This is a genomic window from Actinomycetospora sp. NBRC 106378 (assembly GCF_030269685.1).
Lineage (GTDB): Bacteria > Actinomycetota > Actinomycetes > Mycobacteriales > Pseudonocardiaceae > Actinomycetospora.
On sequence record NZ_BSTT01000001.1, the window covers coordinates 145957 to 172377 of the forward strand.

Annotated in this window: 31 protein-coding genes; 18 read left to right on the forward strand and 13 right to left on the reverse strand. The window is 75.8% G+C overall.

Annotation, left to right across the window (positions count from 1 at the left end; all coding sequences use genetic code 11):
• Nucleotides 1-131 precede the first annotated feature (131 nt).
• Entirely contained in the window at nt 132-500 is a 369-nt protein-coding gene (locus QSK00_RS00735; RefSeq protein ID WP_285586454.1) for a hypothetical protein, read from the forward strand.
• Here the strand turns inward: QSK00_RS00735 and QSK00_RS00740 are convergent.
• Complete coding sequence (locus tag QSK00_RS00740; RefSeq protein ID WP_502871997.1) at nt 463-1545, reverse strand: potassium channel family protein; 1083 nt, start codon at nt 1543-1545, stop codon at nt 463-465. The two genes, QSK00_RS00735 and QSK00_RS00740, sit on opposite strands and share 38 nt — an antisense overlap.
• 199 nt (nt 1546-1744) lie before the next feature.
• Between QSK00_RS00740 and QSK00_RS00745 the strand changes: the two genes are divergently transcribed.
• The 3 genes from QSK00_RS00745 (at nt 1745) to QSK00_RS00755 (ending at nt 4240) form a co-directional block, all read left to right on the forward strand.
• Entirely contained in the window at nt 1745-2047 is a 303-nt protein-coding gene (locus QSK00_RS00745; protein ID WP_285586456.1) for a hypothetical protein, read from the forward strand.
• 80 nt (nt 2048-2127) lie between these two features.
• Nucleotides 2128-2283, forward strand: coding sequence for a hypothetical protein (locus QSK00_RS00750; protein WP_285586458.1), 156 nt, complete (start codon nt 2128-2130; stop codon nt 2281-2283).
• Nucleotides 2284-2458: 175 nt separating this feature from the next.
• Nucleotides 2459-4240, forward strand: a complete 1782-nt coding sequence (locus QSK00_RS00755) for a hypothetical protein (RefSeq protein WP_285586459.1) — start codon at nt 2459-2461, stop codon at nt 4238-4240.
• A gap of 110 nt (nt 4241-4350) precedes the next feature.
• On the opposite strand, the gene QSK00_RS00760 is transcribed toward QSK00_RS00755, so the two are convergent.
• On the reverse strand, nt 4351-4875 hold the full coding sequence (locus QSK00_RS00760) for a hypothetical protein (protein WP_285586460.1): 525 nt from the start codon (nt 4873-4875) through the stop codon (nt 4351-4353).
• A gap of 302 nt (nt 4876-5177) precedes the next feature.
• Between QSK00_RS00760 and QSK00_RS00765 the strand changes: the two genes are divergently transcribed.
• From QSK00_RS00765 to QSK00_RS00775, 3 genes are all read left to right on the forward strand, one after another.
• Nucleotides 5178-5378 carry a hypothetical protein gene (locus QSK00_RS00765; RefSeq protein WP_285586461.1) on the forward strand — a complete coding sequence of 67 codons (201 nt, stop codon included), beginning with the start codon at nt 5178-5180 and terminating at the stop codon, nt 5376-5378.
• Nucleotides 5379-5572: 194 nt separating this feature from the next.
• Nucleotides 5573-5884, forward strand: coding sequence for a hypothetical protein (locus QSK00_RS00770; protein WP_285586462.1), 312 nt, complete (start codon nt 5573-5575; stop codon nt 5882-5884).
• Between the two features lie 29 nt (nt 5885-5913).
• Nucleotides 5914-6078 carry a hypothetical protein gene (locus tag QSK00_RS00775; RefSeq protein ID WP_285586464.1) on the forward strand — a complete coding sequence of 55 codons (165 nt, stop codon included), beginning with the start codon at nt 5914-5916 and terminating at the stop codon, nt 6076-6078.
• Between the two features lie 25 nt (nt 6079-6103).
• On the opposite strand, the gene zwf is transcribed toward QSK00_RS00775, so the two are convergent.
• Complete coding sequence (zwf, locus tag QSK00_RS00780; RefSeq protein ID WP_285586466.1) at nt 6104-7600, reverse strand: glucose-6-phosphate dehydrogenase; 1497 nt, start codon at nt 7598-7600, stop codon at nt 6104-6106.
• A gap of 135 nt (nt 7601-7735) precedes the next feature.
• Here zwf and QSK00_RS00785 point away from each other — a divergent pair, with 135 nt between their 5' ends.
• Complete coding sequence (locus QSK00_RS00785; protein ID WP_285586469.1) at nt 7736-7906, forward strand: hypothetical protein; 171 nt, start codon at nt 7736-7738, stop codon at nt 7904-7906.
• 12 nt (nt 7907-7918) lie between these two features.
• Here the strand turns inward: QSK00_RS00785 and QSK00_RS00790 are convergent, their stop codons facing one another.
• Nucleotides 7919-9154 carry an erythromycin esterase family protein gene (locus tag QSK00_RS00790; protein ID WP_285586471.1) on the reverse strand — a complete coding sequence of 412 codons (1236 nt, stop codon included), beginning with the start codon at nt 9152-9154 and terminating at the stop codon, nt 7919-7921.
• 181 nt (nt 9155-9335) lie between these two features.
• Here QSK00_RS00790 and QSK00_RS00795 point away from each other — a divergent pair, with 181 nt between their 5' ends.
• From QSK00_RS00795 to QSK00_RS00805, 3 genes are all read left to right on the forward strand, one after another.
• Nucleotides 9336-9614: a hypothetical protein gene (locus QSK00_RS00795; protein WP_285586473.1), complete on the forward strand. Its 279-nt coding sequence runs from the start codon at nt 9336-9338 to the stop codon at nt 9612-9614.
• A gap of 51 nt (nt 9615-9665) precedes the next feature.
• Nucleotides 9666-11147 carry a T6SS phospholipase effector Tle1-like catalytic domain-containing protein gene (locus QSK00_RS00800; RefSeq protein ID WP_285586475.1) on the forward strand — a complete coding sequence of 494 codons (1482 nt, stop codon included), beginning with the start codon at nt 9666-9668 and terminating at the stop codon, nt 11145-11147.
• Nucleotides 11148-11290: 143 nt separating this feature from the next.
• A complete protein-coding gene (locus tag QSK00_RS00805) occupies nt 11291-12223 on the forward strand; it encodes an endonuclease/exonuclease/phosphatase family protein (RefSeq protein WP_285586477.1) in 933 nt (310 codons plus the stop codon).
• On the opposite strand, the gene QSK00_RS00810 is transcribed toward QSK00_RS00805, so the two are convergent.
• The 3 genes from QSK00_RS00810 to QSK00_RS00820 form a co-directional block, all read right to left on the reverse strand.
• Complete coding sequence (locus tag QSK00_RS00810) at nt 12220-13035, reverse strand: SCO4651 family lipoprotein (protein WP_285586479.1); 816 nt, start codon at nt 13033-13035, stop codon at nt 12220-12222. The genes QSK00_RS00805 and QSK00_RS00810 overlap by 4 nt on opposite strands.
• Nucleotides 13036-13249: 214 nt before the next feature.
• On the reverse strand, nt 13250-14479 hold the full coding sequence (locus QSK00_RS00815; protein WP_285586481.1) for a hypothetical protein: 1230 nt from the start codon (nt 14477-14479) through the stop codon (nt 13250-13252).
• 218 nt (nt 14480-14697) lie between these two features.
• A complete protein-coding gene (locus QSK00_RS00820) occupies nt 14698-15441 on the reverse strand; it encodes a hypothetical protein (RefSeq protein ID WP_285586483.1) in 744 nt (247 codons plus the stop codon).
• 149 nt (nt 15442-15590) lie between these two features.
• Here QSK00_RS00820 and QSK00_RS00825 point away from each other — a divergent pair, with 149 nt between their 5' ends.
• Nucleotides 15591-16706 (forward strand): endonuclease/exonuclease/phosphatase family protein, encoded by a 1116-nt coding sequence (locus tag QSK00_RS00825; protein WP_285586486.1) that lies wholly within the window; start codon nt 15591-15593, stop codon nt 16704-16706.
• 29 nt (nt 16707-16735) lie between these two features.
• Nucleotides 16736-17731, forward strand: coding sequence for a twin-arginine translocase subunit TatC (gene tatC, locus QSK00_RS00830; protein WP_502872006.1), 996 nt, complete (start codon nt 16736-16738; stop codon nt 17729-17731).
• Nucleotides 17732-17738: 7 nt separating this feature from the next.
• Here tatC and QSK00_RS00835 read toward each other — a convergent pair whose 3' ends face one another.
• The 4 genes from QSK00_RS00835 to QSK00_RS00850 all read right to left on the reverse strand — a co-directional run bounded on the left by QSK00_RS00835 (nt 17739) and on the right by QSK00_RS00850 (nt 20544).
• Nucleotides 17739-18644, reverse strand: a complete 906-nt coding sequence (locus QSK00_RS00835; protein ID WP_285587899.1) for an NADP-dependent oxidoreductase — start codon at nt 18642-18644, stop codon at nt 17739-17741.
• A gap of 133 nt (nt 18645-18777) precedes the next feature.
• Entirely contained in the window at nt 18778-19101 is a 324-nt protein-coding gene (locus QSK00_RS00840) for a hypothetical protein (RefSeq protein ID WP_285586490.1), read from the reverse strand.
• A gap of 137 nt (nt 19102-19238) precedes the next feature.
• Nucleotides 19239-20009: a DUF1990 family protein gene (locus QSK00_RS00845; RefSeq protein WP_285586492.1), complete on the reverse strand. Its 771-nt coding sequence runs from the start codon at nt 20007-20009 to the stop codon at nt 19239-19241.
• Between the two features lie 28 nt (nt 20010-20037).
• Entirely contained in the window at nt 20038-20544 is a 507-nt protein-coding gene (locus QSK00_RS00850) for an SRPBCC family protein (RefSeq protein ID WP_285586494.1), read from the reverse strand.
• A 122-nt stretch (nt 20545-20666) separates the two neighbouring features.
• Here QSK00_RS00850 and QSK00_RS00855 point away from each other — a divergent pair, with 122 nt between their 5' ends.
• The 3 genes from QSK00_RS00855 to QSK00_RS00865 are packed head-to-tail and all read left to right on the forward strand — an operon-like array spanning nt 20667 to nt 22689.
• Entirely contained in the window at nt 20667-21113 is a 447-nt protein-coding gene (locus QSK00_RS00855) for a MarR family winged helix-turn-helix transcriptional regulator (RefSeq protein WP_285586496.1), read from the forward strand.
• Nucleotides 21114-21905, forward strand: coding sequence for an ABC transporter ATP-binding protein (locus QSK00_RS00860; protein ID WP_285586498.1), 792 nt, complete (start codon nt 21114-21116; stop codon nt 21903-21905).
• Nucleotides 21865-22689 (forward strand): ABC transporter permease, encoded by an 825-nt coding sequence (locus QSK00_RS00865; RefSeq protein ID WP_285586503.1) that lies wholly within the window; start codon nt 21865-21867, stop codon nt 22687-22689. The genes QSK00_RS00860 and QSK00_RS00865 overlap by 41 nt, the downstream gene beginning before the upstream one ends.
• A 60-nt stretch (nt 22690-22749) precedes the next feature.
• Here the strand turns inward: QSK00_RS00865 and QSK00_RS00870 are convergent, their stop codons facing one another.
• Nucleotides 22750-24321 (reverse strand): class I adenylate-forming enzyme family protein, encoded by a 1572-nt coding sequence (locus QSK00_RS00870; protein ID WP_285586505.1) that lies wholly within the window; start codon nt 24319-24321, stop codon nt 22750-22752.
• A 143-nt stretch (nt 24322-24464) separates the two neighbouring features.
• On the opposite strand from QSK00_RS00870, the gene QSK00_RS00875 reads away from it, so the two are divergent.
• On the forward strand, nt 24465-25055 hold the full coding sequence (locus tag QSK00_RS00875) for a TetR/AcrR family transcriptional regulator (RefSeq protein ID WP_285586507.1): 591 nt from the start codon (nt 24465-24467) through the stop codon (nt 25053-25055).
• Nucleotides 25052-25888 (forward strand): adenylate/guanylate cyclase domain-containing protein, encoded by an 837-nt coding sequence (locus tag QSK00_RS00880; protein WP_285586508.1) that lies wholly within the window; start codon nt 25052-25054, stop codon nt 25886-25888. The genes QSK00_RS00875 and QSK00_RS00880 overlap by 4 nt, the downstream gene beginning before the upstream one ends.
• A 97-nt stretch (nt 25889-25985) precedes the next feature.
• Here the strand turns inward: QSK00_RS00880 and QSK00_RS00885 are convergent, their stop codons facing one another.
• Complete coding sequence (locus tag QSK00_RS00885; protein WP_285586510.1) at nt 25986-26402, reverse strand: DUF2000 family protein; 417 nt, start codon at nt 26400-26402, stop codon at nt 25986-25988.
• Nucleotides 26403-26421: the final 19 nt, after the last annotated feature.

A 26421-nucleotide genomic window follows, 5' to 3' on the forward strand; every position in this document is an offset into this window, starting at 1 on the left:
CGGTGGGTCGCCGTCCGGTGTCAGCGGTGGCACACGGCTGACCCCGGGTGTCAGCGGTGGGCCACGACGGACGGTCGGTGGCGCCCGCGCCCGGCCGCGGGGACAGTGGTGCCAGGTGAGAGGAGGGCGCCATGACCGTCCCCGACCCGTCCCGCCCCACGTCGGGCATGGATCCCATGCCGTCCCGGCGACCGCGACCGCCGTTCCCCGGCGACCTGCCGCCGCACGAGCTGCCGGACGACATCCCCGACCCGACGGCGCCCGGCCGCCCGGAGGACCCGACCCGGCGTCAGGAACGGGCCTTCGTCGGCGTCGGCACCGACGACCACCGTCGCCACGTCGTGGACGTGACCCTCGGCGAGGCCGGCGATCCGACCGGCCTGCGGGCGCGGTGCGGCGCGCCGGTCGAGCAGGTGGTGCCGGGCCTGCGGGCCGAGCAGGCGGACTGCCCCGACTGCGTCGTCAGGACTTCGGCGGCTTCGCCGCACCGACCCGCTTGACGAAGAGCAGGCGGTCCCCGCGTTCCAGGGCGTCGACCTCCGGCGAGTCGATCTGGTGGACCTCGCCGCCGCGCACGACGCCGAGCACGATGTCGCGCAGGTGACGGGGTGACCCGCCGAGCTCGGCGGGCTCGACCTCGCGCTCGGACAGGCTCATCCCGGCGTCGGGCGTCAGGAGGTCCTCCACGACGGCGACGACGTTGGGGCTCGTCGTCGCGACCCCGAGCAGACGGCCCGCGGTCTCCGCGGAGACCACCACCGAGTCGGCTCCGGACTGCCGCAGCAGGTGCACGTTCTCGGTCTCCCGGACGGCGGCGGTGATCATGATCCGCGGCGCGAGCTCGCGGGCGGTGAGAGTGACCAGCACGGCCGTGTCGTCGCGGTTGGTCGCCACGATCAGGGACGCGGCGTGCGGCAGGCCCGCGGTCCGCAGCACCGAGGACTGCGTCGCGTCCCCGCGCACGGTCACCAGCCCCATCGCCGACGCGGCGTCCAGGCGGCCCCGGTCGGTGTCCACGACGACGATGCGCTCGGCCCGCGCGTCGTCCCCGAGCAGCGTGTCGACCGCCGCCTTGCCCTTCGTGCCGAAGCCGACGACGACCACGTGGTCGCGCACGCGGGACCTCCAACGACGGATGCGGAACGCCTGGCGGGAGCGCTCGGTGAGCAGCTCCACGGTGGTGCCCACCAGGACGATGAGGAACAGCACGCGCAGCGGGGTGATCGCGAGGATCGTCCAGAGCCGTGCGGTGTCGGACACGGGCGCGATGTCGCCGTAGCCGGTGGTCGAGAGCGAGACGGTCGCGTAGTAGAAGGCGTCGATGAGGCCGATCGGCCCGTCGGTGTTGTTGTCGACGTAGCCGTCGCGCTGCACGTAGACGATGAACGCCGCCGCCGCGAGCGCACCGACGGCGAGCGCGAGGCGCCGGACGAGCGCGATGAGCGGGCCGACGCCGCGATCGGGCATGACGACGACGGCCGCCGTCCCGCCCTCGCGCGCGGAGGGCCCCCGACGGATCGTCCGGGCGACCTGGCTCCGATCCACGGCACGCAGCGTAGCCACGATCATGGTTGGGGCCGACGAGGACGGGCCGTTGCCACGATCGAGTGAATCGGAACGATCTGCTGTCAGAGATAGGGCCGATTCGGGTCACTCCTGGTGACGAGGCCAGGAAAGACACCCATCCGGGACACGGAGGGTGACTCCCCCGTTCACTGGCCGTAGCACGGAAGGAGCCGACGTCATGGGCGACCGGTTCGCCAGCCACCCCTGCACCGACCTGGAGCGCTCGCTGCGCCCGGAGACCGGACCGGACGGGCCCGGGGCACCGGACTGGATCGAGGCGCTCGCCGCGCTCGACGACTGCGACGGCTACGTGGTGCTCATGATCGACCCCGAGACCGCCGAGGTCGACGCCCACGGTCCCTACGGCGGCCCGGACGCCGCGGTGGCCGCGGACTCGCTGCGCACCTCCCTCGACGCCGAGGGGCTGCACGACGTGTCCGTCCGCATCGTGCGGCTGCACCTACCGCGCCGCGCCGCCTGATCGGGCCGTGACACGCCGCGCGTCCGGGTGACGGGCGCGCGGGGAGAAACGTTGACGGTCCCGCCGACGACGTGACGGGCATGGTTGGTGACCACGACACCCCCCGGCTCCCGCTGCAGGTCGGCCGGGACTCCGCGGGCGAGCAGCGGCTCGAGGCCGCCGCCCGCCTCCGCCACGTCGCCGCGGCCCTCGTGCCGGCGCAGCGCGGCCGCCCGACGGGCCCCCGCGCGCGATAGCCCCTCCGCCCGGGGAGCACCCGGGTGAGATGGCCCATGTCGACCGACCGGCGGAACTCGCCCGGCCACGCCGCCCGGCGCCTTCCCCACCGCCTCGACGCCCGGTAGAACACCGATTCGTCGACGACCCGTGTGGGTGTCGAGCACGGCGGACGACGGGCGGAGGGCGGCTGCGATGACCGCGACCGGACGGTGGCGCTCGGCGGGCGTGCCCGACGACGGGTCGCTGCCCCGGCTGCGCGCGCTCGACCTCGCCGCCCTGGGCGTCCACGCCCCGGTCCCGGCGCCGGCCGTCGAACGCGACGCCGACCACCGCATCGAGGCCGCCGTCGGCGGGGACGCCCCGGTCGTCGTCGTGGCGGCGCCCCGGCTCGGCGGCGCCACGCTCGCGCTCGCCCGCGCGGCCCGGCTGCTCCTCGGGGACCACCACGTCGTGCGGCCCGACCCGGCCGCCCTCGGCGGGTCCGCCCCGCTGTCCGGCCCCGCCGATCCCGCGCTGGTCGACGCCCTGCGCGACCGCCCTACCGACGGGCTCGTGATCTGGCTCGACGGCATCGGCCCGGCCCTGCTCGCCGCCCTGCTCGCGGCGCGCCCGCCCGAGGGTGCCCGGGTGCTCGCGACCGTCGACGACGCCCTCCTCCACCCCGACGTCACGCCCGTCGATCCCGGTCCCGGCGTCGTCCTCGTCCGGCTCGGCGCCGAGCTCAGCCGGGCGGAGGCCGACCGTGCCGGGACGCGGACGCTCGGCGGTGCCGTCGACCTGGAGCCCGCCCGGGAGCTGCTGCTGGGCCGCGGCGGGGCCGCGTCCCGGTTGTCCCGTCCCTCCCGCCGAGCCGTGGCGCCCGCGCGCGCCGCCGTGCTGCGGGCAGCCGTGGACTGGGCCCGGCTCGGCGTGCCGCACGCCCTGCCGACCCCGCTGCTGGCCCGGCTCGCCCTCGCCTACGCCCGGGCGATGCCGGACGACCCGCCGGCCGTCGACGACCTCACGCGGGCGGTCGAGGAGCTCGTGACGGCGACCTCCGGCGGCCGGGGCCTGCGCGGGGTCGCGCGGCCGCTGCGCCGACTGCGCCTGCCCGACGGCGTGCACCACGTGCCGGACCCGCTCCTCACCGTCGCGGCCGACCGGCTCGGACGCGACGGCTGGGAGCCGCCCGAACGCCTCCGCGAGGTGGTCGGCGACCTGCTCGGCACGGCCGCGGACCGGGAGGACCGCCGCACGGTCGGCGTGCTCGCCGCCGTCCGCGGCTTCGACGACCTCGCCGCCGCCCTGCTGCGCCCGCCGCCGGCGCCGGACGGGCCGCGCGCCCTGGAGCCCGCCGGCTACTACCGCCTCGGGGTGGCCTCGCTCCAGGCCGGGCGGGCCGCGGAGGCCCGTCGCTGGTTCGCCGCGGTCCTCACCGCCACCCCCGACGACGGGTCGCACCGGGAGCTGCGCGCCCGCGCCGCCTTCTGGCTGGGCCTCGACCGCGACGCGGACCCGGCGGACCGCCGACGGCACCTCGAGCTCGTCGTGCGCGACGGGCCGCCGCGGGACGCCTCCGACGCCGGGCTGCTGCTCGCGGGGCTGGAGCGCGACGCCGGCCGGTTCGACGCCCAGCGGGGCTGTCTGCGCGCGGCGGTGACCGCGGCGGCGGCGGCCGGCGACGCCGGGCGGGAGGCCGAGGCCACCCTCGATCTGGCCCACCTCGACCGCCACAGCGGGCGGGTCGACGCGGCGCGCACCGGCTACGACCGCGTGCTCGCCCTCGTCGGCCCGGACGAGCCGGCCGGCCTGGCCGCCGGGCGCGGACTCACGGAGCTGGACGCGACGTCCGAGGACGACGACGGACGCTTCGTCCCGGCGCCGCTCCCCGAGCAGCGCGGGGGACCGGTGGTGCCCCCGCTGCCGCGTACCGGGGACGAGGACGACGCGGGGGCTCCGGTGGACCGGCCGACCGTGCCGCCCCGCCGGTCGTGACACCCACCCCGTGACGTACGAACGGGCCGTTGGTCACGGTGGATCGTGACGAACGGCCCGTTCGTGGGGCGGGACGGGTACTGCGAGACCGGTCCGACCGGCCGGGCCGCTCAGGCGACGGGTGCGACCACGGCCGGCACGGACCGCGGCTGCGGCACCTCGACCAGGCGCGGGGTCCCGGGCAGGGCGGGCAGCGGCGCGAAGACGGACCCGCCGAACAACCCGCGCCCGGTGCCGGCCGTCGCGAGCAGCGTGTCCTGGATGCGGCGCGGCAGCGCGGCGACGTCGGCGCCGCCCGCCGCCATCTCGTCGAGCACGCGCTGGGGCCACGAGCGCGCGGACCCGCCGGGGACCGGCACCCCGCCCCGCGCGCCGAGGCAGCGCGCCCCCAGGGCGGTGAACGCGTCGGCGGGCAGGGTGGTGCGGGCGGCCTCGAGGAACGCGGAGCCGAGGTGGTCGTGCAGGACCGCCACGTTGTGCGCCGTCGCGGGGAAGCCCGCCCGGGCGAGCAGGGTCGGGGCATAGCCCGGAGAGAGCCGTGGCGCGGGCTGCCCGGCCCCGGAGCCGGCCCGCAGCACCACCGCGAGTCCGACGAGCACGACGACGGCGACGACGCCCACACCCACGATCCCCATGACTGGCCCCCTCCGGCCGACGGTGACCCCGATGCCACCACGCACTGTGACGGGAACGTCGTCGGCCGAGACGTCGCCGTTACGAGAACGCGACCTCCATCCCCCGTTCGGCACACAGGGTCCTCCCTCTGCGCGGACACGGCCCGATTCGTCGTGATCGAATCGTGACCTGACACGCCGCAACCACCCTCGCTCTCACCCGAGTGGACTAGTTGCCGGACCGGTCGAGCCTTTATCTTGTTCCCACACCGATCCGGTCGTGGGCGACCGGTCGACACGCTCCCCGGACCGAGGAGTCCCGTATGTCCTTCGCCAGCAACGCCCTGCTCGCCGCCGGCTCGTCCGTGGCCGCCTGGCTCACCGCCCCGCTGGTGAGCGCCGCCGTCCACGGCACGACCGACCAGCGCACCCTGGCGTCGTGGAAGGACGAGACCGGGCCGATCCCGCTGCCGCGCCTCGACGACCGGGACCCGGGGTACGACGCGCCGGCGCGGCACGCCTGACGCCCGCTCCACCCGACACACGTCACCTCACCCGTCCGCGCGTCACAACCCGCCCGGGTCGCCCCGGGTGAGCGGCGAGTGTGACCGAAGGTGACACCGAACGGCGGAATCAGCTCGGCCGTGTCGTGGGCGATGTCTGGGGAGAGCCTCGTGAGGCCGCCCAGCTCCGACCCCGACCCCAGGACGTGATCGCGATGTCCCGCCACAGCGGTCGTCACCACCACTCCTCGCTGCAGCGCGAGCGCGACGAGGCCCGCCTCCGGCTCGCCCGGGTGGAGCGCGCCCACCGGCGCGCCGAGCAGGTCGGCGCGACCACGCCCGTCGACGGCACCCCGGCCCAGCGCAGCGGCGCCGCGAAGCTGGTCATCGACAACGCCGTCGCCCGCCGCGATCCGCTCACCCGCCCGTTCCCGGCGGTCCCCGGCCTGCCCGGCGCGCGGCGCTCCCCCTCCGCCCCGCTGCCCGCCCACCGCCGTCGTCCCGAGGCGGTCATCGGCGCGCGGTGAGACGCGACGATCGCGGGTAACCCTGCTTCGTGATCGATCCCGACGACCCGACCGCCCGCGAGGACGCCCCGACGGACCCGGCCGACCCGCCGGCCCACGTGGGCCCCGACGAGGACGCCGCACCGGCGTTCGACATCGACCTCGAACCCGAGGACCAGGGGACGGCCGAGGCCGCCGCCGAGCCCTCGGGCTGAGCACCGGCGGACCTGGTGGGGAGGGTCAGCCCCGGCTCTCCCGCCAGGCCCGCTCGAAGGGCAGCCGCCAGGCGTTGGGCGCGATCAGCTGGTGGATCGCGTTCGGGCCCCACGAGCCCGGCGGGTAGGGCTTGACCGGCGGCGGGTCCGCCAGCAGGGGCTGCGAGCGGTCCCAGAGCGACTCGATGCCGTCCGCCGTCGTGAACAGCGTGTGGTCGCCGCGCATGGCGTCGAGGATGAGCCGCTCGTAGGCCTCCAGGACGTCCGAGGCCTCCTCGGTCTCCTGGGTGGAGAACTGCATCGACAGCTTCTGCAGCCGCATCCCGGGCCCGGGCCGCTTGCCGTAGAACGACAGCGACACCCGCGAGGAGTCGGCCAGGTCGAACGTCAGGTGGTCCGGGCCCTGGGTCCCGACCCCGGAGCCCTGCGGGAACATCGTCCGCGGGGCCTCCTTGAACGCGATCGAGACGATCCGCTGGCCCTCGGCCAGCCGTTTGCCCGTGCGCAGGTAGAACGGGACACCGGCCCAGCGCCAGTTGTCCAGCCCGACCCGCAGCGCGATGAACGTCTCGGTGTCCGAGTCGCGCGCGACACCCGGCTCCTCGCGGTAGCCGCCGTACTGGCCGCGCACCACGTCGGAGGGGTGCACCGGCAGGAGCGAGCGGAAGACCTTGTTCTTCTCCTCGCTGATCGCCCGTGGCTCGAGCGCGGTCGGTGGCTCCATCGCGACGAACGCCATCACCTGCATGAGGTGGGTGACGACCATGTCCTTGTAGGCGCCGGTCGCCTCGTAGAAGCTCGCGCGCTGGTCGAGGCCCAGCGACTCCGGGATGTCGATCTGCACGTGGTCGATGAAGTTGCGGTTCCAGATCGGCTCGAAGAGCCCGTTCGCGAACCGGAAGGCCAGGACGTTCTGCGCCGCCTCCTTGCCCAGGAAGTGGTCGATGCGGAACACCTGGGACTCGTCGAACACGCGGTGCACGAAGTCGTTGAGCTGGATCGCCGACGGCAGGTCGTAGCCGAACGGCTTCTCCATGATCACGCGGGCGTCGGTCACGAGGTCGGCGTCGCGCAGCATCCCGACGACGGGCTGCGCCGCCTTCGGCGGCACCGACAGGTAGTGCAGCAGCCGGACGTGGTCGCCCAGCTGGGTGCTCGCCTCCTTCACCGCCGAGGCGAGGGCCTCGGGGCCCTCCTGCTGCCCGACGTAGGTCAGCTTCGCGGCGAAGTCGTCCCAGTCGTCCTCGGCGAGACGGTGCATGCCGAAGTTCTGCACCGCGCCGTGGGCGAGTTCGCGGAACTCCTCGGTGGTGAGGTCGTCCATCGCGGTGCCGACGACGCGGATGTCCGGCGCGAGCTCGGACTCGGCGAGGTAGGCCAGCCCCGGCAGCAGCTTGCGCTTGGCCAGGTCGCCGGTGCACCCGAACAGCACGATGACGTGCGGGACGATCGGGTCGAGGTCCCGGCGGAACGGCCGTGAGCCGGGGCCGGGGTAGGCGATGTCGGAGTTGCGTTCGGACAACGGTGCCTCCGCGGGTCGGGTGCCGAGGGGACCGTAGCCCGGTCGTGTGGCGGGCGTGTGTCCTCGCGCGGGGTTGAATCCGATCTTGCGGGGAACGCCTGCTCGGTGGAGGACGACGGAACTCTGGTCAATCGGGTGCGGCGCGACGGAACGGCGGGCGTGGACCGCGGGTCGAGCCAGACCCACGGTGCGGCGGATCCCAGCGGGGTCGACGTGGAGCCGGACATCCCGCCGCTGCGCTTCGGCGAGGACATCGCCGACCACGAGGACGACGCGGCCCCGCCGTCCGCCGCGAAACCCTCCTGACGGGTCCCGCTCTCAGCGGATCCAGGCCGGGTGCACCCGGGGCACGAGCGCGACCGCGTCGTACTCCCGGACCGGGACCACGGGGATGCGTTCCCGGAGCTGGCCCGAGTCGACCACGCTGCCGATCCGGCGGGTGGTCGTCGGGCTCGCGGCCCACGCGGCGAGCCCGCCCCGGGCGCCCCGCAGGTCGACCAGCAGGTCCTCGGTGCCGCCGAGGGCGCGGCGCAGGTCGGCCTCCGCGGTGCCGCCCAGGGCGGGCAGCCGGTGCGTGGACGGCCGTGGTCGCAGCGGGCGCAGGAGCTTGCGGCGCACGGCCGACGCGCTCCCCTCGGCGAACCACCCGCCGACCGCGTAGTAGCCCTCACCCAGCGCGGAACGCAGGTGCCGGCCCGCCGTCGTCGGGTCCCCGACGCGCACCAGGTCGTCGTGTCCCCAGAACAACGCGGCCGGCGTGCCGGACGCCGCCTCCGCGGCCCGGGTGACCGCCTCGGCGGCCAGGCGGGCCCGCAGCACCGGGGCGCTCGTGTCGTCGAGCAGCTCGGCCTCCGCCGCCGTCGGGAAGGCGCGCCCGCGCGGGGCCGCGGCCACCTCCGCGGCCCGCGCGAGGATCCAGGCGTGGTCGAGGGCCTCGGCGTACCGGGAGGGCGAGGTCTCGGCGGCGAGACGACCCTCCGCGGCGACGATCTCGCCGTGCAGCGCGACGACCGCGTCGCGGAACGGGGCCTTGAGCGGCCGCTCGTCGGGCTCCCGGTCGAGCAGTTCGGCCAGCCCGTCGCGCGCGGCCGGCAGCAGCTCGGGGGCGGCGTCGCGCAGGTAGGTCCCGAGGACCCGGACCGAGCGGGCCGGGCGCACCGGGTCGGCGCCGACGACCCGCACCCGGTCGGCGGGGTCGACCATCTCGTTGCGGTCCCGCAGCCACGAGACGACGTCGACCATCTCGCGGGTGTCGTACTCCCAGCCGCCCAGGGCGGCGACGGCGTCGCCCGGGGCGCCGACCCCGCGGGCGGCGGCGTCGAGGCCGGTCGCGCCGGCCTCGCTCACCCCGAGCACCAGGACCCGGACCCCCAGCTCGTCCACGGCGTACTCGACGATCCGGCGGCCCATCTCGAGCAGCTCGCGGGCGCCGTGGGCGGCGGCCCCGACGCCGAGCACCCGCACCCCGCGCAGGGCCGGGCGCCAGGACGCGAGTCCGAACGCGTCGACGGGCACCGCCCGGGCGGCGACCTCGTCGGCGACCTCGTCGTCCATGCCCGCGCACCCTACGGCGGTGCTCCGGGCCCGCGGCGCCGGGTGCGCGACCCCCGGGCCGCAAGGTCTCATCACTCTCTTGGGTGACAATACTCCGAGTGGCCTAACGGTCATGGCGCGTGACACGACACCCCCCGTGAGTCCGCGAACGCGGACCGCTTTCTCCCGGGAGGTCCACAGCATGTCGAAGCCCGCGACCGGAGCCGCCGCAGCAGCCGCCGCGCTGGGGGCGTGGCTCGCCGTCCCGATGGTCACGATGCGCCGCAAGGGAACCCTCGACGACCAGCAGATGGCCGCGATCCGGGGCGAGTCCCGGTTCGACCCGACGGACGCGGAGGCCCGGCAGCGGGCCGCGATCCGGCGGGCGCGCGTGCGCGAGGCGCAGGTGCGCGCGGCGATGGCCGCCATCCCCGAGCAGCGCGCGGCGGACGAGCCGCAGCGCTCGCCGTTGCACTGGTGATCGGCGGGTCCGCCGGGCGCGGCGTCCGCGCCCCGATACCGTGCGGACCCGATGGCCGACACCGCACCACCGGCACGACGCCTGGTCGTCTGCTGTGACGGCACCTGGGACACCCCCTCCGACCGGACGAACGTCTCCCTGCTGGCCGACGCGCTGCGGACCGACACGACGCAGGTGGTGCGGTACCTCCCCGGGGTCGGCGCCGACGGCGACCCGGTCTCGCGCGTCCTGGAGGGCGCCCTCGGGCTCGGCCTGAACCGGCGCGTCCGGGAGGCCTACTCCTGGCTCGCGGAGACCTGGCGCCCCGGCGACGAGATCGTGCTCCTCGGCTTCAGCCGCGGCGCCTTCACCGTGCGCAGCCTGGCCGGGATGCTCGCCGCGACCGGCCTCGTCGCGTTCGCCCCGGGCAGCTCCCGCCGGGCGCGCAACCGCGTCGTGCGGCGCCTGTTCCTCGACGGCTACCAGCGCGGCGAGCGCCTCGACGGGCTCACCTACGCCCCGGGTTTCGGCCCCGACGACACCGCACCGATCGCCTTCCTGGGCGTCTTCGACACCGTCGGCGCCCTCGGCGTCCCTCGCACCTTCGGGCTGCTCTCCACCCTCGTCTCCAGCCGGGTGCAGGGCTTCCACGACCTCACCCTCGCGCCCGACGTCCGCCACGCCCGCCAGGCGCTGGCCCTCGACGAGCGCCGCGGACCGTTCGTGCCCGCGGTGTGGGCCGACCCCGAGCCCGGCACGCACCGCTCGTTCTCGCAGCAGTGGTTCGTCGGCACCCACGGCGACGTCGGCGGGTCCCACGACAGGCCGCGGGCCCTCTCCGACATCCCCCTCCGTTGGATGGCCGACGAGGCCACCGCCGCCGTCGGCCTCGTCTGGGACCGGCCGGTCACGACGACGGGCGACCCGCTCGGGCCGCTCGACCCCCGGCCGCACGGGCTCTGGTCGGTGCTCTCCCCGCAGCCGCGCTCGGTGCCGCGCGTCGTCGAGGGCGCGGCCGACGTGCACCCCTCGGCGGTCGCCCGCCGGGCCGCCACGACCTACCGCCCGGGGCGACTGGTCCCGGACGGCTCCACGGTGTCGGCGATCGTCCCCGCCGACGATCCCTGGGCGGAGACCGGGCTCTACCTCGAGGCCGGGCGCTGGAGGGTCGCCGCGAGCGGGACCTGGGCCGACCACGGCGCGTCGACCCCGCCGGACGGGTTCCGACGGTGGCCGCTGCGGGCCTGGCCGGACTACGCCGCGGGCACGGTCCTCGACGCCTACCGGCGCGTGGTCCGTCGCCTGACCACGCGGCTGGCCGAGGCCCCCGGCGCCCCGCGCGACGGGGACGCGCGGCGGATGGCCATGGTCGCGGCCGTCGCGAACGCGCGGCTCGACCCGGACGGCGCCCTCACGCGCGGCACCACCGCGGCGGTCGCGCAGGGCGTGGTGGACCTGCCGCGCCCGGGCTACCTCTACGCCTTCGCCAACGACTCGTGGCTCGGGTACCGCGGCAACCGCGGGGCCGCGACGCTCGTGGTGGGACGGGAGTGAGGGGCCGGGAGACGGAGCGCGGCGGAGCCCGACCCCCGGGGGACCGGTCGGTTCCCGGGACGGACGTCGAGCCGCCCACCGGCCCGATCGCCGTGCCGCGGTGGCGGCGGTGGCGTTCCCGGCTCCCCCGGGCCTCGCGGGTCGTGGCGGGACTCGTCGTGGTGGCGGCGGTCGCGGTGCTGCTCGTCCCCGACCGGCTCGGGCTCGACCAGACCCTGCCGTTCGTCGGCTTCGTCCTGGTCCGGGCGCCCGCGACGCTGGCGGTCGTGGTGCTCGGGCTGCTGGTGCTCGCGGTGCGGGCGCGCTGGTGGCCGACCGTCGTGCCGGTGCTGGCGATCGCGGGCGTCGCGGCCGTCGCCCTGGTCCCCCGGCTGGTGCCGGACGGCCCGTCGCCCGACCCGGGGCCGGACATCGTCGTCATGGTGCAGAACGTCGACCGCGGCAGCGCCGACGTCCCCGCCCTGGCCGCGGTCCTGCGCGAGCGCCGTCCCGACGTGGTCGTCCTGCCCGAGGCGGGCGAGCCCTTCCGCGCGCGCCTCACGGCCGCGATCCCCGAGCTGGGCTACCGCTCGTGGTCCTCGGTGCCGGCGAGCGAGCCCGACGCGGTGGGGACCACGATCCTCGCCAGGCCCTCGCTCGGCGACGTGCGCGCGACCCCGGTCCCGGCCCGCTTCCCGTGGCTCGAGCTGACCGGGGGCGCCCTCGGCCCCACACGCCTGCTCGGGGCCCACCTCGCCTCGCCGGTGCCCGGCCTGATCGACGTGTGGCCGGGCGAGCTCGCCGCCCTCGCGCGCTGGTGCGCGCCCGGGACCGGACCCGCCGTCGTGATGGGGGACCTGAACGCGACCGAGGACCTGCGCGGGTTCCGCGCCGGGAGCGCGGGCTGCACGGACGCCGGTGACGCGGCCGGCAAGGGCCTCCTCGCGACGTGGCCGGCGGGGCTGCCGCGGTGGCTGGGCGCCCAGCTCGACCACGTCCTCGTCGGCGGCGGGGCCGGGGTGGACGGGTTCGACGTGGTCGAGGTGCCGGGGACCGATCACCGCGGGGTGCTCGCCACGGTCCACGTGCAGGGTTAGCCGGCGGGCAGGAACCCGCTGAGGTCGGCGACCTGGTCGGCCGGCGGTGCCACCACGGCGGGGGCGCCGCCGATGTCGGTGAAGGTCAGGGCCGTGGTGGTCGAGGTGGGGGCGCCGGTGCCCTGCGCGGGCACGGTCACCGTCTGGGCGACCTTGACGAGGCGGCCGTCGGCGACCCACAGGTCGACCGGCAACGTGGAGCTGCGCAGCTGGGACTTCAGCAGGTCGACCGCCGGCCTCGTCGCCGGGTCCTGGGCGCCGGGCACCCGGTCGAGGTCGACGACGCCCGCGTAGTGCGTGGCGTCCCGGCCCGCGACCTGCTCCGGCCCGACCTCGCGGACGTCGTCGCGGATCGCGTCCAGCCACGCCAGCTGCCGGGCCGGGTTCTGCGAGGTGCCGACCCCCAGCGCCCCGAGCGGCGCGCCGTAGCTCGAGCGCGCGAGCCGGTCGGCGTCCACCGACACCCACGGCTTCCCGCCCACGACGAGGCCGACGAGCCCGGAGGCGGACGGCGGCAGCTGCGCGTCGAGCCGCCCACCCACGAACACCACCCGGACGTCGCCGAGCGAGGGCACGCGCAGCGTGAGGTCCGCGGCCTGCGCGCGCGGGTCGAGCACGCCGTCGCCCTGCAGCGGGATCTCCTGCCCCGCCACCGCCGTCCGGCCCTCGACGCTCACCCGGGAGGGGCCGGCGGCCGCGGTCGCGACGATCGCCGCGCGCACCTGCGTGGCCGGGCTCACCGGGGACGACGTCCCGCTGCAGCCGGCGAGCAGGACGGCGAGCAGCAGCACGGGGAGCACGCGACGGGTCACGGCCCCATCGTGACCGGCGGCGTCACCCGTCCGTGCGTGGGGCCCTGCCCGGGAGCGTCAGCGGTGGCACACGGCTGACACCCGACGTCAGGAACGCGCCACGCCCGGGGCGACCGGGCCTTGTCGCGGGCTGCCCCACGACCACGCCCATCTTGTCGTTGTGAATCACAGCGACAAGGGGGACGACCTTGCGCGGTTGCCCGCGACAGGGCCGTCAGCGCCAGCGGTGGGTGCGGCGGCCCTTGACCGTGGTGGCCAGCTGCCGCTGCCACAGGGCCCAGGTCTCGGGGTCGAGCGTGTGGTTGCCGGTGTCGCCGGTTCCCGACGGCGGAGTGGTGCGGGTCGAGCCCGTCCGCGCCGCGGAGCCGGAGCTGCCCGTCGACCTCGCGGCACCGACCGGGATCGGACCCGAGCCCGTGCGCGGCTGCGATCCGGTCGTGGGCTGCGATCCGGTCGTCGGGTGGGAGCCGGTGTGGGAGCCCACCGTCCGGTGCGAGCCGGTCGACGGCCCGGCCACGGGGATCGGCCCGGACGGGTGCTGGCGCGGGATGGGGGCCGACGGGTGGCCGACGGGCAGCGGGGGCGGCGGCACGACGTGCGGGCGCTCCTGCGCGACCGGCAGCGGACGGGACGGCGTCGCGGGCCGGGGGGCGGACGGGACCGCGCCGGCCGTCGGACCGGGGTGGCGGACGCGCACCGTGCCCTCGGCGGGCGCCTCGGCGTCGCCGCGCTCGAACCAGTCGACGACCGGGGTCCACGGCCAGAAGCGGTGCGCGGAGCGGGTCTTGACGAAGCCCAGGCCCATGATCAGGCCGAAGATGAGATGCCCGACCAGGGAGAGCGTGATGGTCACCGGCGTGAGCGGGAACATCATCGTCTGGCCACGGGGGGCGAGCCAGACCGTGCCGACGAGTCCGGCCCACACCGGGAACACCGCGAACGCGACCGAGGCGGCGACGACGACGCCGGCGGGCCGGCGGTGCAGGCCGAGGAAGGCGGCGAGGACGAAGAACGTCACGCCGATGCCGCCGCCGTCGCCGAGGTAGCGCCACAGGTAGCCGACCCAGGCGCCGGCCGCCTTCGACGACCCGTCGCCGACGATCCAGGTGCCCATCGTGGGAATGAAGTCGGCCCACCACCCGAGCATGTAGACGGTGTCCAGCCGGAACACGTCGTAGAGCGCGCAGGCGATGATCCCCCAGACGAAGCCGTGGAGGATGACGCGGTCCTCGGGGTGCGGGTCGAAGATCGACAGCGCGAGGATGGTCGTGGCCAGCGGGATCACGAGCAGCGCGGCCGACCAGTTCATGGTGATGAGACCGAACACGTGCGCCGAGATGGCCAACAGGGGCAAGGCGGCGAGCAACACGTGCAGGCCGACCCGCAGCAGGCCCTGTCGGGTCACCGGGGCCAGGGGGAGCGCGGCACCGTCCGTCGTCGTCACGGAGCGAAAAGCTAGGGGTGCCCGTGACCGTTCCGTGTCCAACCTGAGAGCAGACGGAGATCGTCGCGGTCACGGGCGCCCGGGACGCGCCCGCCGGTCGGGGGCCTGGGCCGTCCGGCCCAACCGCTCGGCCGAGGAGATGCCCCGGGGCGCCCCCGGCCTCTCAGGATCACACCCGGCGGTCGGCGAGCGGTCGCCCGGGAGCGGTCGGCTCGGGGTCAGACCCCGGCCCGGCTGTCCCGGATCTCCTCGAGCCACAGCGCGGTCTTCGTGCGGTGCCCCCGGGCGACCTGGATGCGGTGGTCGGCGAGGAACCGGGCCAGCGCGACGGCCGCCCGGGGCGCGTCGGCCGGGCGGCACTTGACCGACAGCTCGCGCAGCTCCAGCCCGCTGGGGTAGCGGCAGTGCTCCAGGAACGCCCGGCCGACGGTGAACCGCGACCGCGGGACCCGGTAGCGATGGGTGGTGAGCGGGCCGTGCAGGACGAGGTCGTCGAGCACCGACTCCGACATGCCCTCCGGCAGCAGGGTGCGCAGCCAGCGGCGCTGGGCGCCCGAGAGCAGGGCCGCCGGCGGGGCGCCGTCCTCGAAGCAGGCGACCGCGGCGTCGGGGTCGACGGTGCGCCGCAGCTCGGTCGTGCGGAGCAGGTTGCCGGGCAGCACGTCGAGCTCCACCCGCGCCTCCTCCGGGCCGCGGCGGCCGGTGACCCGGTCCCGGTCGCGGACCCGGACCACGAGGTCGAAGCGCCGCGGACCACGGCGGCGGACCCGGACGTGGACCCCCACCCCGCACAGGTCGAGGTCGGGGGTGTCGAGCAGGTAGATCCGGCGGGCACCGCGGCGGCGGGTGGTCTCGGTGGGGACCGGCTCACCGTCGAGGGTGAGCAGCATCTTCAGTTCCACGGAGTCCGCGTCGCTGTCCCCCACGCCGCGCCAGTCGATGCCGTCGGGCAGGGGGAACACCTCTGCCGCCGCTCGTCGATCCCCCACCGTGTCGTTCCACCTCTCTGCCGGAAGACCAGCATTACCCATTCGTGCGGTTCGTTCATCCCTTCCTGCACGGTCGAGTCGTCTCACGGCCCTCGGACGTCCCTCTCCTAGGCTCGACGACGATGTCCACGACCGCGCGACCAGCCTCCCCCGGGCGGTCCGCCGATCGCGAGGACGGGGCGGACCGGCCCTGGAGCTCCCGCCCGGCCGCCGCCCCGTGGCACCGGGTGCCCTCGCCGCCGCCGGCGGCGGGCCGGAGGCGGCGCCTGCTCGGTGCGGCCGCGGCCCTCGTGCTCGCCGTCCTGGTGCTCCTGCCCGACCTGCTCGGGATCGACCGCGTGCTGCCCTTCGCGGTGTTCGCGGCCCTGCGCCTGCCGCTCGCCGTCGGGGCGTGGGTGCTCGGGGTGGGCCTGGTGGCGCTGCGCCCACGGTGGTGGCCGGTGCTCGCCCCCGTGCTCGCGGTGGCCGTGCTCGCCGTCGCGCTGGTCATCCCGCGGGCGATCCCCGACCCCGCCCCGCCGGCGGGCGGCACCGAGCTCACGGTCCTGGAACTCAACTCGTTCGAGGGCCACGCGGACCCGCGGGCCATCGCGGCGACGGCGCTCGGAGCGGGCGCCGACCTCGTGGTGCTGCCCGAGGCCGGCGACCGGATGCGCCGCGCCCTGGCCGGGCTCCTCCCGGGCTGGCGGACCTGGACGAACGTGCCGCCGTCGGCCGCGGAGGTGCGCGGGATCGTCGTGGCGAGCTCGCCGCGGGCGGGGGACCTCACCGCCCGGCGGCTCGACGGCGGTACCCGCTACCCCTGGGCCGAGGTGACCGGCGGCATCCTCGGGCCGACCCGGCTCGTGGCCGTGCACCTGGTGTCGGTGGTCCCGCAGTGGATCGCGTACTGGCCGGGCGAGCTGGAGATGCTGCAGCGCTGGTGCGCCGCGCCCGGCCCGGCGATGGTGGTCGGCGACCTCAACGCCTCGGCGGACCACTCCGCCTTCCGCGCGGGCACGGCGGGCTGCACGGACGCGGGCAGCGCGACCGGTGGCTCGCTCGTCGGTACGTGGAACGCCGCGGTCCCCCGGTGGCTGGGCACGCAGATCGACCACGTGCTGACCCGGACGGCTCCCGACGGCTCCGGCCCGCGCCCGCGGTCGCTGGAGGTGCTCGACCTGCCGGGCAGCGACCACCGCGCCCTGCTCGTACGGCTGGCGCTCCCGGGTCACGGGGGATACACACCACGCCCGTAGGCTGATCGGCCGTGGCACGCCCGTCGTGGATGCAGGTCCCCCGTTGGTTGCGGCCGCGTGCCGGCAACCCCGACGGCACGATGACGCTGCTCGAGCACATCCACGAGCTGCGGCGCCGGCTGATGATCGGGGTCATCGCGATCCTGCTCGGCACGATCATCGGGGTCCTCTGGTACCAGTTCCACATCTTCGGGCTGCCCTCGCTCGGCGAGCTGCTGACCGAGCCCTACTGCGCGCTGCCCCCGGGCGCCCGGCTGACCCTCGGCGACCCGAACCGCTGCCAGCTCGTCGCCTTCGCCCCGTTCGAACAGCTCACCCTGCTCATCAAGGTGGGGGTCGCCGCCGGCGTCGTGCTCTCCAGCCCGGTCTGGCTCTCCCAGCTGTGGGGCTTCATCACCCCCGGGCTGCACGCCCACGAGCGCAGGTTCGCGCGGGTGTTCATCGGCACCGGGACGGTGCTCTTCGTCGGCGGCGCCGTGATGGCCTACCTGGTGCTGACCAAGGCGCTGTACTTCCTCGTCACCGTCGGCGGCGGCATCCAGATCACGGCCCTGCGCGGCGACGACTACTTCAGCCTGCTCATCACGCTGCTCGTGATCTTCGGCGTCAGCTTCGAGCTGCCCCTGCTCATGATCATGCTGAACCGGGTCGGCATCTTCCCCTACGCGACGATCAAGGCGTGGCGGCGCGGGCTCATCTTCGCGATCTTCGTGTTCGCGGCGGTCGTCACGCCCGGCCAGGACCCGTTCTCGATGCTCGCCCTCGGCTGCTCGCTGACCGTGCTCTTCGAGATCGCCGCGCAGATCTGCCGGGTCCACGACCGGCGGCTCGCGAAGGCCTCACCCTGGCAGGGGCTCGCCGACGACGAGGCCGGGCCGTCGCCCATGGCGTCCTCCGGGGCGTCGGCGAGCACGGTGGCCGCCTCCGCCCCCGTGGCGCCGACGTCGCTCGAGCCCGCCCGGAGCGCCGCACCGACCCGCGTCGTCGACCCGCCGTCGGGAAGCGACTACGACGACGTGACGTGAGGTCCGGTCACGGCACCGTGACCACCAGCCGGCCGCGGCCGTGGCCCGTGGCGCTCCGTCGTTGGGCCGCCGCGGCCCCGTCCAGCGGGTAGGTGGCCGTGACTGGGAGGACGAGGGAGCCGGCCGCGACGAGGCGGGCGCCCTCGCGCAGGGCCGCGGCCCGGTCGCTCCCGACCCCGGTCGAGACGAGGGCGCCGTACCGCGGCGCCGAGAAGTCCGCGATGGAGACGACCCGCGACGGGTCGCCGGTGAGCGCGACCAGCTCCGGGATCACGCCAGAGCCGGCGACGTCGAACGCCGCGTCCACCCCGTCGGGGGCGAGGGCCGCGACCCGCTCGCGCAGCCCGGGCCCGTAGGTCGTGGGGACGGCGCCGAGGGCGGCGAGGTGGTCCTGGTTGTCGGCGCCGGCCACCCCCACCACCCGCACGCCGCGGGCGCGGGCCACCTGGACCACCACCGACCCCACGCCTCCGGCCGCCCCGTTGACGACGACCGTGGCGCCGGGCGGGGCGGTGAGGACCTCGAGCACCCGGAGCCCGGTCTCGAACGGGGTCGGCCAGCCGGCCGCCTCCACGACGGAGGCGCCGGGCGGGACCGGCGCCCACGACGTCAGGACCGCGTGCTCGGCGTAGGTGTCGGTGCCGGACCCGAAGACCGTGTCCCCCGGGACGACGTCGGTAACGCCCTCCCCCACCTCGTCGACCCGGCCCGCGGCGTCGCCGCCGGTGCCGCTCGGCAGTTCCAGCGGGCGGACGTCGCGGAGCTGGCCGGCGCGCAGCTTCCACTCCAGGGCGTTCACCCCGGCGGCGGCCACCGCGATGCGGATCCGGCCCGGTCCGGCGTGCGGCGGCGGCACGTCGGCGAGGTGCAGGACCTCGGGACCCCCGTACTCGGCGAAGCGGACGGCTCTGATGGTGGACCTCCCCGGTGCGGCGGAACGTGCCGCCCAGGGTGCCCGGCGGATGCTCGCGGCCCGGGGGTCCGGATCGCGGGATCGGCGGAATCCGACACCGGACGCGGCGGTCCCGGCGCTCGTCGACGTCGGGTCAGGCCGCGTGCGCGTGGCGCGGGCGGACCAGCCGACCGCGCAGGTCGCGGTGCCCGCCGACGAGGCCGCACCACGTGCAGTCCTCGTCGGGCAGCACCGGGGCCTCCGCGCGCGGCGCGGGGAGCAGCACGTCGAGTCCCGCGTCGAGGACCGGGGCGGCCTCCCCGCGGTGGCGACGCCAGGCCCAGCGCACGAGCAGGGCCGCGCCCCACCCGACCAGGGCGACGATCGCCAGCCACTTGAGCAGCAGCACGGCGCACAACGCGATGACGACGCCGACGACGGCGCCCGGGACGGGCACGCGGACTCGACCGGTGGACACCCGATCGAGGCTAGGTCGACCGGTGCGTCATCACACGCAGGCGCGCCGGGGACGACGACGGCCCCGGTGGGCCGCGAGGTCGGGGGTCCCGCGGCCCGCCGGGGCCACCCGTGAGTTCGTCCGCCGGGCCGCCGGTGTTACCCGGCCGCCGAGAACATCCGCGCGAGCTCGTCGGACCACTCGACGGTGCGGGTGACGACCTCCACGCCGCCCTCCGGCTCGCCACCGGCGAGCTCGGCCGCGCGCACGCAGCAGTGCACCCAGAGCTGGAACTGCAGGTTCTTCGCGAGCCGGAGGCGGTTGTACATCAGGTCGGCGAGGACGTCCCCGGCGCGGGCCCAGGTGGTGATGCTGAACTGCAGGGCGGTGTCGCCGCCCTCCTCGTCGCCGGCACCCTCGGCCGCGAACTCGATCTGCCCGGCCTCGACGTGCCCCTCGAGGGTGGCGAGCCGGAACGACGAGCGCCGCGTCTGGTCGGTGCGGTCGACCACGCGCACCGGCCCGTCCCAGGGCCCCGGGATCCGGACGACGTACTCGTCGCCGACGGTCAGGGCGTGGGCGGAGCCGGTGACGCGGTCGAAGCGGGCCGCGCCGGGGATCATCGCCGCGTTGATGTCCGCGACCAGCACGGCGACGAGCTCGAGCGGACCGAGCCGGGCGTCGGGGACGTGGACGGTGAAGACGCGGTGCAGCATCGGCCCGTGCCCGTCGAGCAGGGTCTGGTCGCGCGGGCCGGGGGTGGGCAGCGGCGGCGGGGCGTCCGTCACCGGGTCGCCCGGCTCCTCGCGGTGGTTGACCCGCACCCCGGGCAGGGCCCAGATGCGACCGAGCGCGAGCAGCCCGCGGGGCGCGGACGTGAGCATCCGCGCTTCGCGGGCGACCTGACGGGGGCCGGGGACGAGGTGCACCCCGGCGGTGTACCCGGAAACGACCGGTTCAGGACCGCGGACGGGCTGCCGTCACCGCCTCGAGCTGGGCCGTCGCATCCGGCGCGGTCCCCCGTCGCTCCGCTCGGCCCTGGCCGGCCTCGCAGCGTCGGCGCAGGCCGTCGAGCAGATCGTCGAGGTGGGCCGCCGTCCTCGACGCGGTCACCGCGCCGAGCGTGCTGCCGACCCAGCCGGAGCGGTCGAGGTCGGCCACCAGGTCGGTGCCCCGCCCCTGGGCCGAGCGCCCGAGCCGCACCCGGAACGACGACGCCGAGCCGAGGCCCGTGCCGTGCCAGGTGAACCCGCGGTGCGGGCGCAGCTCGGTGACGCGCCAGTCGCGGTCGGGCAGGTGGCGCTGGCGCACCCGCACCCCGCCGCCGACCACGAGCGGCCCCCCGTCGAAGGGCTCCACCGCGCGCAGCGCGGGCGAGAGGTCCGGCCACCGGGCGACGTCGGTCAGCACGGCCCAGACGTAGTCCGGGCAGGCGCCGATCCGCACCTCGAGGTGCTGGTGCACGCGGGGCCTCCTCGTCGTGGTCCGCTCCCACGGCGAGCGTAGAGACGCGCCCGGCCGATCGGAACGGCCCCCGGTATGGCCCACGACTCGACTTGTCTCTGTAGCAGAGCTAAATTACTGACGTGGTACTCGCCCCCGCCCTCGCCGACCGGCTCCTGCCGGCGATGACGGCGGTCCGGCGGGCGATCCGGCGCCGCACCCGGGAGCGGCTCGGGGTGGAGCACCTGCCCGCGGGCCGCGTCGAGCTGCTCCGCACCGTCGAGGAGCTGCCGGGCGCCGGGATCGGGACCGTGGCCCGGCGGCTGCGCCTGGCGGAGAACACGGTCTCCACCGCGGTGCGCGCCGCCGTCGCCGACGGCCACCTGGAGCGCCGGACCGACCCGGCCGACCGGCGTGCGGTCCGGCTCGACCTCACCGACGCCGCCCGCGCCCGCCTGCGGCACTGGCGCGCGGCGCGGGGCGAGCTCGTCGAGGACGCCCTGCGCCGCCTGCCCGACGCCGACCGGGCCGCCCTCGAGGCGGCCGTCCCCGCTCTGGAACGCCTGCTCGACGCGGTGGAGGGAGCCTGAGTGAACCCCGTCCTGGTGAAGGACCTGCACTACGCCTTCGGCGATCACGTCGCGGTCGACGGCGTCGACCTGTCCCTGGAACCGGGTGAGGTCTTCGGCCTGCTCGGCCCGAACGGCGCCGGCAAGACCACGACGCTGCGTGTGGTCACCACGCTGCTGCCCGCGCCGCCGGACACGGTGCTGGTCGAGGGGCTCGACGTCGTCCGGTCCCGACGACGGGTCCGCCGGCTGCTCGGGTACGTCCCCCAGCAGCTCTCCGCCGACGGCACGTTGACCGGGCGCGAGAACGTGGCGCTGTTCGCCCGCCTCTTCGACGTCCCGCGCCGCGGCCGCGCCGAGGCCGTGGACGCGGTCCTCGACGCGATGGGGCTGTCCGAGTCCGCCGACCGCACCGCCTCGACCTACTCCGGCGGCATGGTCCGCCGCCTCGAGCTCGCCCAGGCGCTCGTCAGCGCGCCGCGGGTGCTCGTGCTCGACGAGCCGACCGTCGGGCTCGACCCGGTCGCCCGCTCCGGGGTGTGGGACCGCATCCACGAGGTGCGGCGCGCGAACGGCATGACCGTGCTCGTCACCACCCACGCGATGGAGGAGGCCGAGCTGCACTGCGACCGGGTCGCCCTCATGCACCGCGGCCGGCTCCGCGCCGAGGGCACGCCCGCCGAGCTCACGGCCGCGATCGGCCCCGACGCCACCCTCGAGAACGTGTTCCGCCACCACACCGGCGACACCCTGGAAGCAGGAGGAATGCGCGATGTCCGTGCTGCCCGCCGCACCGCCCGCCGCGTCGGCTGAGCGCTCCTCGCCGACCGGCGAGATCGCCCTGCTGCTGCGACGCGTCGGCGCGATGTGCCTGGTCGAGCTGCAGAAGCTGCGCCACGACCGCACCGAGCTGGTCACCCGGACCGTCCAGCCCGCGCTGTGGCTGGTCGTGTTCGGCACGACCTTCAGCCGTCTGCACGCGATCCCCACGGGCGGCACGCCCTACCTGGACTTCCTCGCCCCCGGGATCCTCGCGCAGTCCGCGCTGTTCATCGCGATCTTCTACGGCATCCAGGTCATCTGGGAGCGCGATGCCGGCGTGCTCGCGAAACTGCTGGTCACGCCCACCCCACGGGTCGCCCTCGTGGCGTCCAAGGCGTTCGCCGCCGGCATCCGCGCGCTGGTGCAGGCGCTCGTCGTCGTCGTGATCGCGCTGCTGCTCGGCGTCGGGATGACGGCGAACCCGCTGAAGCTGCTGGGGGCCGCCGTCGTCGTGGTGCTCGGGTCGGCGTTCTTCTGCTGCCTGTCGATCACGCTGGCCGGCGTGGTGCTCTCCCGGGACCGGCTGATGGGCATCGGCCAGGCCATCACGATGCCGCTGTTCTTCGCCTCGAACGCGCTCTACCCGGTCGACGTGATGCCGGGCTGGCTGCAGGTGATCAACCACGTCAACCCGCTGAGCTACGAGGTCGAGGCCCTGCGCGGGCTGCTCGTGGGCACCCCCGCACGGCTCGGGCTGTGCTTCGGCGTCCTCGTGATCGCCGCGGCGGTGATGATCACGGTGGCGTCGGCGCTGCTGCCGCGATTGGCCAGGTGAGCTTCGCTCAGGTGAGCACTATTCCGTGCCAGAGCACGGAATAGTGCTCACCTGACGCAGTCACAACAGCTTGCTCTCCCGCCCCTCCCAGAACGCGTCGCGCAGGGTCCGCTTGAGGATCTTCCCGGCGCCCGACTTCGGCAGCGGGTCGTCGCGCAGCTCCACCGTGCGCGGCACCTTGTAGCCCGCGATCGTCAGCCGGCAGTGGGCGACGAGCTCGTCGGCGGTGACCGTCGTGCGGACCTGGACGGTGGCGTGCACGGCCTCGCCGTACCGGTCGTCGGGAACGCCGAAGACCGCCGCCTCGACGACCGCCGGGTGGGAGTAGAGCGCGTTCTCCACCTCGGCGGAGTACACGTTCTCGCCGCCGGAGACGATCATGTCCTTGGCGCGGTCGACGAGGAACAGGTAGCCGGCGTCGTCGAGGTAGCCCAGGTCGCCGGAGCGGAACCACCCGCCGTCGAGGACCTTCGCGGTCTCCTCCGGCTTGTGCCAGTAGCCCGGGGTCACGTTCGCCCCGCGGATCGCGACCTCCCCGACCTCTCCGCTCGGCAGCGTCGTCCGTTCGACCGGGTCCTCGATGCGCACCTCGACCCCCACCGCGGGTCGCCCGCAGGACATCGCGCGCGGGGAGTCGAGCCGGAGCTGCTCGTCGGGGTGCAGCGTCACGATCGGCGAGGTCTCGGTGAGGCCGTAGATGTGCAGCATCGACGCGGTCGGGAACGTCGCATGGGTGCGGCGCAGCAGCTCCCGGGCGGCGGGCGAGCTGCCGTGGGAGAGCCAGCGCAGCGACGACACGTCCCGCGGACGCTCGCGCTGCTCGACGGCGAGCGCGTCCATCATCGTCGGGACGACGAGGGTCGCCGTGACCCGCTCGGTCTCGACGACGTCGAGCACGCCGGCCGGGGTGAACGCCGGCACGATCACCTGGGTGCCGGCGGCCCAGATCGTCGCGAGGGCACCGATCGTGCCCGCGGCGTGGAACATCGGCGCGACGACCATGAACCGGGTGTCCTCGGTGAACGGCCAGCACGCCATGAAGTGGAAGGCGTTCGCGACGAGGTTGCCGTGGGTCAGCATCACGCCCTTGGCCGCGCCCGTCGTGCCACCGGTGTAGAAGATGCCGGCGAGGTCGTGCTCGGCGGGCGCGTCCTCCCCGTCGGGGATCGGCACCTCGGGGGCGTCGGCGAGGAGCCGGTCGTACTCGGTCTCCAGGTCCACCACCCGCACGCCGGCGTCCACCCCGGCGACGGCCCGGTCCGTGATCAGCACGCGCGACCCCGAGTCGGCGATCGCGTAGCAGCGCTCGGGGTCGGAGTGCCGGGTGTTGAGGGGCACGATCACGAGGCCCGCGGCCGGCACGGCGAGGTAGAGCTCCAGGTAGCGCTGGCCGTTGGCGCCCAGGACCGCCACCCGGTCGCCCCGCTCGAGCCCGAGGGCCGCGAGGGCGCCGACGAGGTGCCGGACGCGCGCGCCGAGCTCGGCGTAGGTGAGCTCGACCCCGGCGCACACCACGGCCGTCGCGTCCGGTGCCACGGCGAGGGCCCGGGCCAGGGGGGCGCCGATCGTGCGGGTGGCGTTGCGGTGGTCACCGGCCGGGGCGAGCTGCGGCGCGCCCGTGGTCGTCGTCATGGCCTCTCCCCGGGAGTGAGCGCCGAACGATCGTTCGGTCGGACGCCACGATAGCAGCGGACCGTGACCGGTGACACCCGTCCCGGCCGACAGCGTCGACCATCCGGTCGCGCGGCGCCAGGGTCTCGTAGGGTCCCCGGATCATGGCCAGTGACGAGCGGAGCGATCGCGCGGGACGGCCCGGCCGCGCCGAGCCGTACACGCTCGCGTCCCTGGTCGAGGTCGCGGCGCGCGCGTTCAACGAGCGCGGGTACGACGCGACCAGCATGGAGGACCTCTCCCGGGCCGCCGGGATCACGAAGTCGTCCTTCTACCACCACGTCTCGGGCAAGGAGGCGCTGCTGCGCGCCGCGCTCGACCGGGCCCTCGACGGGCTGTTCGGCGTCCTCGCCGAGCCCGGGGCCACCACCGGCGAGCCGGTGGACCGGCTGCGCCACATCGTGCGGCGTCAGGTCGAGGTGCTGGGCACGGAGCTGCCGTACGTGACCCTGCTGCTCCGCCTGCGCGGCAACACCGAGACCGAACGCTGGGCGCTCGCCCGCAGGCGGGAGTTCGACCAGGAGATCGCCGCGCTGGTCGCCCGCGTGCGCACCGACGTCGATCCGGTCGTCGCCGCGCGCCTGCTCTCGGGCACGGTGAACTCGCTCATCGAGTGGTACCGCCCAGGCCGCATGCCGCTCGAGGACCTCGTCGAGGCGGTCGACCGCCAGGTGTTCGAAGGGCTGCTGAGGTGACCGGTCCCGACGATCTCCCCGTTGCCGACGGCTCGGCCCCGTCGCGGGCCGAGCGGTTCCGGCTGGCCGCCGTCCGCGGCGCCGCCCGGGCCCGCGAGCTCGACCGCTCCCCCGCGCTGCAGCGGGCGGTCAGACGGCTGCGTGACGTGCTGCCCGGCGACGCCCACTTCGGCGACCCGCTCTCCCTCGGCGGGGCCCGCCACACGGAGGCCGCCGGACGGGCGATCGTCGGGCTGACCGGCGACCGCCCCGGCGTCGTGCGGGAGCTCGGCCTCGGCGGGGTGCAGCTGTGGCAGTCGGTGCTCGAGCGGGTCGGGCGCGGCGGGGGCGACCACGAGGTGACACTCGTGTTCACCGACCTCGTCGAGTTCTCCCGCTGGTCGCTCGAGGCCGGCGACGACGAGGTGCTCCGGGTCCTGCGCCGCGTCGGTGAGGCGTGGGAGCCACCGATGACCGAGCGGGCGGGCACCGTGGTCAAGCGCCTCGGCGACGGGTTGATGGTGGCCTTCGCCGACCCGCGCGCCGCCCTCGAGGCGGTACTGGAGGCGCGCCGCCGCCTCGGTGCGCTGCACGTCGACGGCTGGTCGCCCCGGATGCGGGCGGGCCTGCACGTCGGGCGACCGCGCCGGGTCGGCGGGGACTACCTCGGCATCGCCGTGAACGTGGCCGCCCGCCTCGGCGACGCCGCCCGGGCCGACGAGATCCTCGTCAGCGGCGAGGTCCTCGGGCGGCTCGACGCCCGGACCGTCTCGACCCGCCGGCGGCGGCGCCTCGACCTCAAGGGCGTCCCGGACGGGCTGGAGGTCCACGCCGTGGAACCGGCCGCGGGCTGAGCGCCCCCTGTGGACCGCGCCGCCCACCACCGCGAGGGCTGCACCAGGCAGGTCCGCCGGCCCGCGGACCTGCCCCACGTGCCACTCGACGCACCGGTCAGCGGCTCATCCGCGCCCCCTTCGTGATCTTGTCCGCGGCGTTGCGCTGTGCATGCACGGCCACGCCGACCAGGTCCAGCTCGTCCCGGGCCACCGCCGCGACCGCCGCCCGGTTCTCCTCGTCGCCCCCGGTGGCGAAGAGATCCGCGGTGAACACCGGCACGCGCAGGCCGCGGTCCACGGCCCGTCGGTGCGCCGCGCGGACCGTCGTGGCGTCGCCCTCCAGCACCACCACGGGCTGGCGGAACATCGGCGCGTAGACGGTGCCGTCGGCGTCGGCGTACGGCTCCCCGATCAGCTCGGGCACGGTCGCCGCGATCCCGCTCGCGAGGAAGGCGACGACGTTGCTGCGCTGCCACCCGGCGAGGTCGTCGCGGACGACCACCACGATCTTCGTGTCGAAACGACGGCTCATGGCGCCCACGATCGGACGG